The organism is Pseudomonas sp. R62 (assembly GCF_000257605.1).
Classification (GTDB): Bacteria; Pseudomonadota; Gammaproteobacteria; order Pseudomonadales; family Pseudomonadaceae; genus Aquipseudomonas; species Aquipseudomonas atacamensis.
Map to the genome: position 1 here is coordinate 965816 of NZ_JH635998.1, position 6899 is coordinate 972714.

8 protein-coding genes are annotated in these 6899 nt (G+C 58.7%); 1 reads left to right on the forward strand and 7 read right to left on the reverse strand.

What is annotated here, in order from left to right; translation table 11 throughout:
• The 3 genes from OQK_RS05815 to xerD form a co-directional block, all read right to left on the reverse strand.
• Positions 1–349, reverse strand: a 349-nt coding sequence (locus OQK_RS05815) for a Gfo/Idh/MocA family oxidoreductase (RefSeq protein WP_038860623.1), incomplete at its 3' end; no start/stop codon positions are given.
• A gap of 131 nt (positions 350–480) precedes the next feature.
• Positions 481–1212, reverse strand: coding sequence for a bifunctional protein-disulfide isomerase/oxidoreductase DsbC (gene dsbC, locus OQK_RS05820; RefSeq protein WP_016771534.1), 732 nt, complete (start codon positions 1210–1212; stop codon positions 481–483).
• A gap of 366 nt (positions 1213–1578) precedes the next feature.
• Positions 1579–2475 carry a site-specific tyrosine recombinase XerD gene (gene xerD, locus OQK_RS05825; RefSeq protein ID WP_016771535.1) on the reverse strand — a complete coding sequence of 299 codons (897 nt, stop codon included), beginning with the start codon at positions 2473–2475 and terminating at the stop codon, positions 1579–1581.
• A 108-nt stretch (positions 2476–2583) separates the two neighbouring features.
• On the opposite strand from xerD, the gene OQK_RS05830 reads away from it, so the two are divergent.
• Positions 2584–4392: a cation:proton antiporter gene (locus tag OQK_RS05830; protein ID WP_016771536.1), complete on the forward strand. Its 1809-nt coding sequence runs from the start codon at positions 2584–2586 to the stop codon at positions 4390–4392.
• A 166-nt stretch (positions 4393–4558) separates the two neighbouring features.
• Here OQK_RS05830 and rplS read toward each other — a convergent pair whose 3' ends face one another.
• The 4 genes from rplS to rpsP are packed head-to-tail and all read right to left on the reverse strand — an operon-like array spanning position 4559 to position 6503.
• On the reverse strand, positions 4559–4909 hold the full coding sequence (gene rplS, locus OQK_RS05835) for a 50S ribosomal protein L19 (RefSeq protein ID WP_003175895.1): 351 nt from the start codon (positions 4907–4909) through the stop codon (positions 4559–4561).
• A gap of 45 nt (positions 4910–4954) precedes the next feature.
• Positions 4955–5707 carry a tRNA (guanosine(37)-N1)-methyltransferase TrmD gene (trmD, locus tag OQK_RS05840; RefSeq protein WP_038860625.1) on the reverse strand — a complete coding sequence of 251 codons (753 nt, stop codon included), beginning with the start codon at positions 5705–5707 and terminating at the stop codon, positions 4955–4957.
• Between the two features lie 2 nt (positions 5708–5709).
• Positions 5710–6246 (reverse strand): ribosome maturation factor RimM, encoded by a 537-nt coding sequence (rimM, locus tag OQK_RS05845; protein ID WP_016771538.1) that lies wholly within the window; start codon positions 6244–6246, stop codon positions 5710–5712.
• Positions 6247–6251: 5 nt separating this feature from the next.
• Positions 6252–6503 carry a 30S ribosomal protein S16 gene (rpsP, locus tag OQK_RS05850; protein ID WP_003185073.1) on the reverse strand — a complete coding sequence of 84 codons (252 nt, stop codon included), beginning with the start codon at positions 6501–6503 and terminating at the stop codon, positions 6252–6254.
• Between the last annotated feature and the right edge of the window lie 396 nt (positions 6504–6899).

Genomic DNA, 6899 nt, shown 5'->3' on the forward strand with positions numbered 1-6899 from the left:
CCTTGGCGAAAATCTCATTACCGTGAACGGCTATCAGCGCCTTGTTCGCGGTGACCACATGCTTGCCATTCTCGATGGCCTTGAGTACCAGCTCGCGGGCAACGGTGTAGCCGCCCATCAGCTCTATGACGATGTCGATCTCAGGGTTCGTGGCCACTTCGAAGACATCGTTGGTAATCGCAATACCGGTCGTCTGGAACTGAGGCTTTGGCGTGCGCGTGGCAATTTGTGCCACTTCGATTCCACGCCCGGCACGACGAGCAATTTCCTCGGCGTTGCGCTGAAGTACGTTGAAGGTACCGCCACCGACGGTCCCTAACCCACAGATGCCTACTTTGACCGGATTCACTGTGAACTCCCCATGAAACGGCCGACACAGGGTCGGCCGGAAAACAACCGCGTGCTCGCGGCTCTCTGTTGATGGCCCGGCGCTGTTGCCGCCGGACCACGATCGTCAACGGTTGCCCGTGACGATGCGAATTACTTCGCGCCCAGCGCCAGTTTGGCGACTTGTGGCGCCGGCTGGTAGCCCGGAATGACCTGGCCGTCGGCCAAAACGATGGCCGGTGTACCGTTCACGCCGATCGACTGACCGAGGGCGAATTGCTTGGAAACCGGGTTATCGCACTTGGCGGCCTTGATTTCCTTGCCATCGACCATTTTGTCCATGGCGGCTTTCTTGTCTTTCGAGCACCACACTGCTTGCAGCTGCTCGTCACCCGGCGAATTCAGGCCCTGGCGCGGGAACGCCACGTAGCGCACTTCGATGCCGCGCTTGTTCAGCTCCGGCACTTCGGCATGCAGTTTGTGGCAGTACGGGCAGGTGGTGTCGGTGAACACGGTGATATGCGATTTGGTCTCGCCCACGGCCGGGTAGACAACTGTCTCGGCCACCGGGATGGCATTGATCAGTTTGGAAATGCCCAGGCGTTCGGTCTTCTCGGTCAGGTTGACCGGTTTGCCATTCGCCAGCTGATACAGGTTGCCCTGCACGATGTACTGGCCATCGGCGCTGGCGTACAGCACGCGGCTGCCTTTGAGTTTGACTTCGTACATGCCAGGCAACGGGCTGGCACTGATGCTCTCGACCGGAACCTCGAGTTCGAGTTTTTCCAGGCTTTGACGAATGGCTTTGTCAGCCGCGTCGTCAGCGACGGCAAAGGTGCTCACCAACGCAATGGCGGCGGCGGCGAAAATCTGGGTCAGACGCATGAGTACTCCTGAGGGCGGGCCAATGAAACGGTCAGAACGCCCGTGCGAAACACCGGGTCATAACCGTCCATCGTGCAAACCGGCAAAGCCTAACACATAAGGTCACGAGGGCCGAATGCGCCTGTCGCCACACTCTCATGTGTAACTGACACATCTTCATGCTTGTACAACTGACCCACAACCACATGTGGCTGACACACATTATTGTGGCGAGGGGATTTATCCCCGCCGGGTTGCGAAGCAGCCCTAAACCATCCACCGCGATCTTTCAGTCAAAATCGAGCCAGCCGGGTTTGCGACTGCTGCGCAGCCGAACGGGGATAAATCCCCTCGCCACAGGTCAGTGTTTCAACATTATGGGATGTGTCAGCCGCGTGGGTGGTGCTTCGCGTGCAAGTCCTGCAAGCGGGCGCGGGCGACATGGGTATATATCTGCGTCGTAGACAGGTCGCTGTGGCCGAGCAGCATCTGCACCACGCGCAAGTCCGCGCCGTGATTGAGCAGATGCGTGGCGAACGCGTGGCGCAAGGTGTGCGGCGACAGCGACTTGCTGATCCCGGCGACCTTGGCCTGGTGCTTGATCCGATGCCAGAACGTCTGCCGGGTCATCTGCTCGCCGCGCTGGCTGGGGAACAGCACATCGCTGGGTCGGCCACCGAGCAACTCGCCACGACCATCACGCATATAGCGCTCGACCCAGACAATCGCCTCCTCGCCCATCGGCACCAGACGCTCCTTGCTGCCCTTACCCATCACCCGCAATACGCCCTGGCGCAGGTTCACCTGCTCCAGCGTCAGGCTGATCAGTTCGGTCACCCGTAGGCCACAGGCATACAGCACTTCCAGCATCGCGCGGTCGCGCTGGCCGATGGCGTCACTCAGATCCGGCGCCTTGAGCAGTGCTTCGACATCGGCTTCCGACAGCGATTTGGGCAACGGCCGCCCCAGTTGCGGCATGTCGACGCGCAACGTCGGGTCGACGCTGATCAGTTTTTCCCGCAACAGATAGCGATAAAAGCCACGAACCCCGGAGAGAAATCTCGCGGTGGAGCGCGGCTTGTAGTTTTGCTCCAGCCGCCACGCCAGATGATCGAGGATCAATTCGCGGCCGGCATTGATCAGCTCGAGATTTTTCTCCTGCAACCAGCCGTTGAACAGCGCGAGGTCACTGCGATAGGCGTCGCGGGTGTTGTCGGACAGGCCTTTCTCCAGCCATAAAGCGTCGAGGAATTGATCAATCAGCGGATGGTCGATGGCAGGCATGGATGCTCGGGGCAGGCAGTTTTTCACACTGCGCGCAAATAGACAGTGAACGACGGGAATGGCCGCTAGTCTTTCATAGCCAGCCAGATCAAGGAACAGGGAGCATCAATGAACGAGCAGCAAATTCTCTTGGCATTTGGCGGGATCGGCGCGGCGGCGCTGGGTTGTCAGTGGCTGGCATGGCGCCTGAAGCTGCCAGCCATTCTTTTTTTGCTGCTGACCGGCATTCTTGCAGGCCCGGTGTTGGGTTGGCTCGACCCGCAGGAAATGTTCGGCCCGCTGCTGATGCCACTGGTGTCGCTGGCAGTGGCGCTGATTCTGTTCGAAGGCAGCCTGACCCTGCACCTGTCGGAATGGAAAGAGATCGGCAGCGTCGTCCATCGACTGGTGACCCTCGGTGCGATTTCGACCTGGATCGTCATCGCGGTAGCCACGCATTTCCTGCTGGGCTTCGACTGGATGCTGGCGATTTTGTTTGGCAGCCTGACGCTGGTCACCGGTCCGACCGTAATCGTACCGATGCTGCGGGTGGTGCGGCCAAAAGCTTCGATTGCCAACATCCTGCGCTGGGAAGGCATCGTCATCGATCCGATCGGCGCTCTGCTCGCGGTCGTGGTGTACAGCTTCATCATCGCCAGCGCTGAAGGCCATGGCCTCAAGCAAAGCCTCTTCACCTTCGGCGGGGTGATTCTCTGCGGCACCGTGTTTGGTGTCGTCGGGGGTTGGCTGCTGGGGACGGTGATCCGGCGTCAGTGGCTGCCGGAATACCTGCACAATCTGGCCTCGCTGGCAGCGGTGCTGGCGATCTTCATCGGTGCCAACCAGGTGATGCATGAGTCCGGCCTGCTGGCGGTGACGCTGATGGGCATGTGGCTGGCCAACATGAAAGGCGTGGACGTGCGGCACATCCTGCACTTCAAGGAAAACCTCAGTGTATTGCTGATTTCCGGACTGTTCATCCTGCTCGCGGCGCGCCTGGACCTGAACGCTTTGCTTGGTCTGGGACCGCTGGTGTTGATTCTGCTGCTGGTGATCCAGCTGATCGCTCGTCCGTTGAATGTCTTGCTCAGCACCGCCGGTTCCAGTCTCAGCTGGCGTGAACGGGCGTTGCTGTGCTGGATCGCGCCGCGCGGGATCGTCGCTGCGGCTGTCTCGGCGATTTTCGCGATTCGCCTGGATGAATCCGGACATGAAGGCGCCCTGCTCCTGGTGCCGCTGACCTTTGCGGTAATCATCGGCACCGTGGTTTTGCAAAGCGCAACGGCTCGACCGCTGGCACGGCTGTTAAAGGTCGCCGAACCGGCGCCGAGCGGTTTTCTGATCGTTGGAGCCAATGGCCCGGCCCGTGAATTGGGCAAGTCGCTGCAGCAACTGGGCAGTCGCGTGCTACTGACCGATTCGAGCTGGGAGAATATCCGCGCGGCACGCATGGAAGGCTTGCCGACCTATTTCGGCAACCCGGCGTCGCAGCATGCCGACGCGCATCTGGACCTGGTGGGGTTGGGGCATTTGCTGGCGCTGTCACCGTCGGGCGAGCTGAACACATTGGCGGCGATGCGCTTTCGTCATGACTTCGGTCATCAGCGCCTGTTCGGTCTGGCAAGCGGCCACGAAAGCCGCCGCAGCGACAAGCACCGCGCAAGCCTGGAACACCGGGGCAATCAATTGGGCAGTGAGGCACTGACCTATTCGAAACTGGCCGGCCAGATGGGCCAGGGAGCGGAGCTTTACAGCACGACATTGACGGACGGCTTCGGCTGGGAGGATTACCAAGCGCTGCACGGCAATCGCGCAACTTTGCTGTTCATGCGTGATGACAGCGGCTGGGTGCATGTGGTGACACCGGAAACGGCGTTGAAACCGGGGGCTGGGTGGACGTTGCTGGCGTTGATTCAACCGCAAGGTTCCAGCGCCTGATGGATCGATTCACGAGCAGGCTCGCTCCCACTGTATTCCTGTGGGAGCGAGCCTGCTCGCGAAGGCCGCGACTGGGTCACGGACAGACTGAAGATCTTTGCAGCACAAATCCCGGGCAACAAAAAAGCAGCCCGTAGGCTGCTTTTTTCTGCATCGGAAGCTGGGCTTAAGCCAGTTTTTCCTTGATGCGTGCTGCTTTACCCGACAGGTCGCGCAGGTAGTACAGCTTGGCTTTACGTACGTCACCGCGACGTTTAACAGCCATGCTGTCGATCTGCGGGGAGTAGGTCTGGAAAGTACGTTCTACGCCAACACCGTTGGAGATTTTACGAACGGTGAACGCACTGTTCACGCCGCGGTTACGCTTGGCGATTACAACGCCTTCGAACGCTTGCAGACGGGAACGATCGCCTTCCTTCACTTTCACCTGAACGACAATAGTGTCGCCTGGGGCGAAGGTAGGGATTTCTTTGGTCATCTGCTCTGCTTCGAGTGCAAGGATGATTTTGTTGGTCATGCTGTGCTCCTAAGGTAAATCGTTCGATCTACCATCGATACGTTGTTAACTATCGTCCCGCTCGCGGATGTATTCCTCGAGCAGCTTCTTCTCTTCTCCAGAAAGCGAGCGGCTTTCCAGAAGATCGGCGCGTCGTTCATAGGTCCGACCAAGGGACTGCTGTAAACGCCAACGCCGGATATGCGCGTGATTGCCACTCAGCAACACGTCGGGAACACGCTGATCCGCATACACCTCCGGTCGGGTGTAGTGCGGGCAATCCAGCAGACCATCCGTAAAGGAATCTTCCTCAGCGGAATCCGCATGCCCTAAAGCTCCAGGCAGCAGTCGTGTAACCGCATCGATCAGGACCATGGCCGGCAGCTCGCCGCCAGACAGTACATAGTCGCCAATCGACCACTCTTCATCGACATGAGCCTCAATAAAGCGCTCGTCAATGCCTTCGTAGCGGCCGGCAATCAGGATCAATGCATCCGATTGTGCCAGCTCGCGTACCGCCGACTGAGTCAGTTGACGGCCTTGGGGGGACAGGTAAATCACCTTCGCCGCCTCCCCGGCTGCTGCCTTGGCCTGAGCCAGCGCATCTTCCAGGGGCTTGATCTTCATCACCATGCCCGGACCACCGCCAAACGGGCGATCGTCCACAGTGTGATGCCGATCCGTCGTGTAATCTCGCGGATTCCAACAGGTCAGCTGCAAGAGCCCCTGTTTGACCGCACGACTGGTGATGCCGTAATCGCCAATGGCGGAAAACATCTCGGGAAACAAACTGATCACTTCTACGCGCAAGTTAGCCACGTTCAGAAGTCCGCGTCCCAATCCACCTTCATCTCGCCCGCTTCCAGGTCGACGGCCAACACGCATTGCTCCGTATAGGGCAACAGGCGTTCGCGATCATCCAGGCTGCCAGCGCAAGGCTTGACGACCATTACATCATTGGCGCCGGTTTCCAGAAGATGATCGATTTTCCCGAGCAGTTGCCCAAGGGTGTCGATGACCTTCAGACCTTCCAGCTGGTACCAGTAGTACTCGCCTTCGGTCAATTCAGCGAACAGGTTGCGCGGCACGCAGATCTCATAACCGGCCAGAAGACGAGCTTCTTCACGATCATCGAGACCCTTGAGCTTGGCGACCAGGAACTTGTCGCTCCCGCGTCCACTGACCAGCTCGACCTGTTTGACATTGCCTTCGCGCTTGAGCGTCCAGGTTTTGTACTGCAACAGGTTTTCAGTCGGATCAGTAAAGGAATAAACCTTCACTTCGCCGCGAACGCCATGAACAGAATAAATTTTGCCAATAACGATCAAATCATCGGCAGGGGCTGGCGTCGCGTTCATATTGCTCAGGCCGCAGCCTTGGCAGATTCCTTCAACAACTGAGCAACGCGCTCAGAAGGTTGTGCACCAACGCTCAGCCAGTAGGCAACGCGCTCTTGGTTCACGGACAGACGGATTTCCTGACCACGGGCAACAGGGTTGAAGAAACCAACCTGTTCTTTGTGGGAGCCGTCACGCGGGTTACGCGAGTCGGTTACGGTCAGGTGGTAAAACGGGCGCTTTTTGGAGCCGCCAAGGGCAAGACGGATTGTTAGCATGTGAACATCGTTCCTGTAGTCGGTGCTGCAAATCTAAATGCACAGCGGGCATGGGTGCCCGAAAGGCCGCATATTCTAAGGAATATCCGGACTTTTGCAAATGACTTTTTCCGGCGCCCATGGCATGCCGTGCAGATTTGCATAGAGAGCCGTCGATAAAACGGCCAGTCAGCTCCCGCCGAGTGCGGGTTTGCTGTTGATCCTGCGTCCTTGCAGGGTCTGCGCCGGTGCGACGACCGGCGAAGTCTTTACATTTTCGGCATGCCGCCGCCGGGCAACATACCGCCCATGCCGCGCATCATTTTCGCCATACCGCCCTTGGCGGTGAATTTCTTCATCATCTTCTGCATCTGCTTGTGCTGCTTGATCAAGCGGCCGATGTCCTGCACCTGCGTG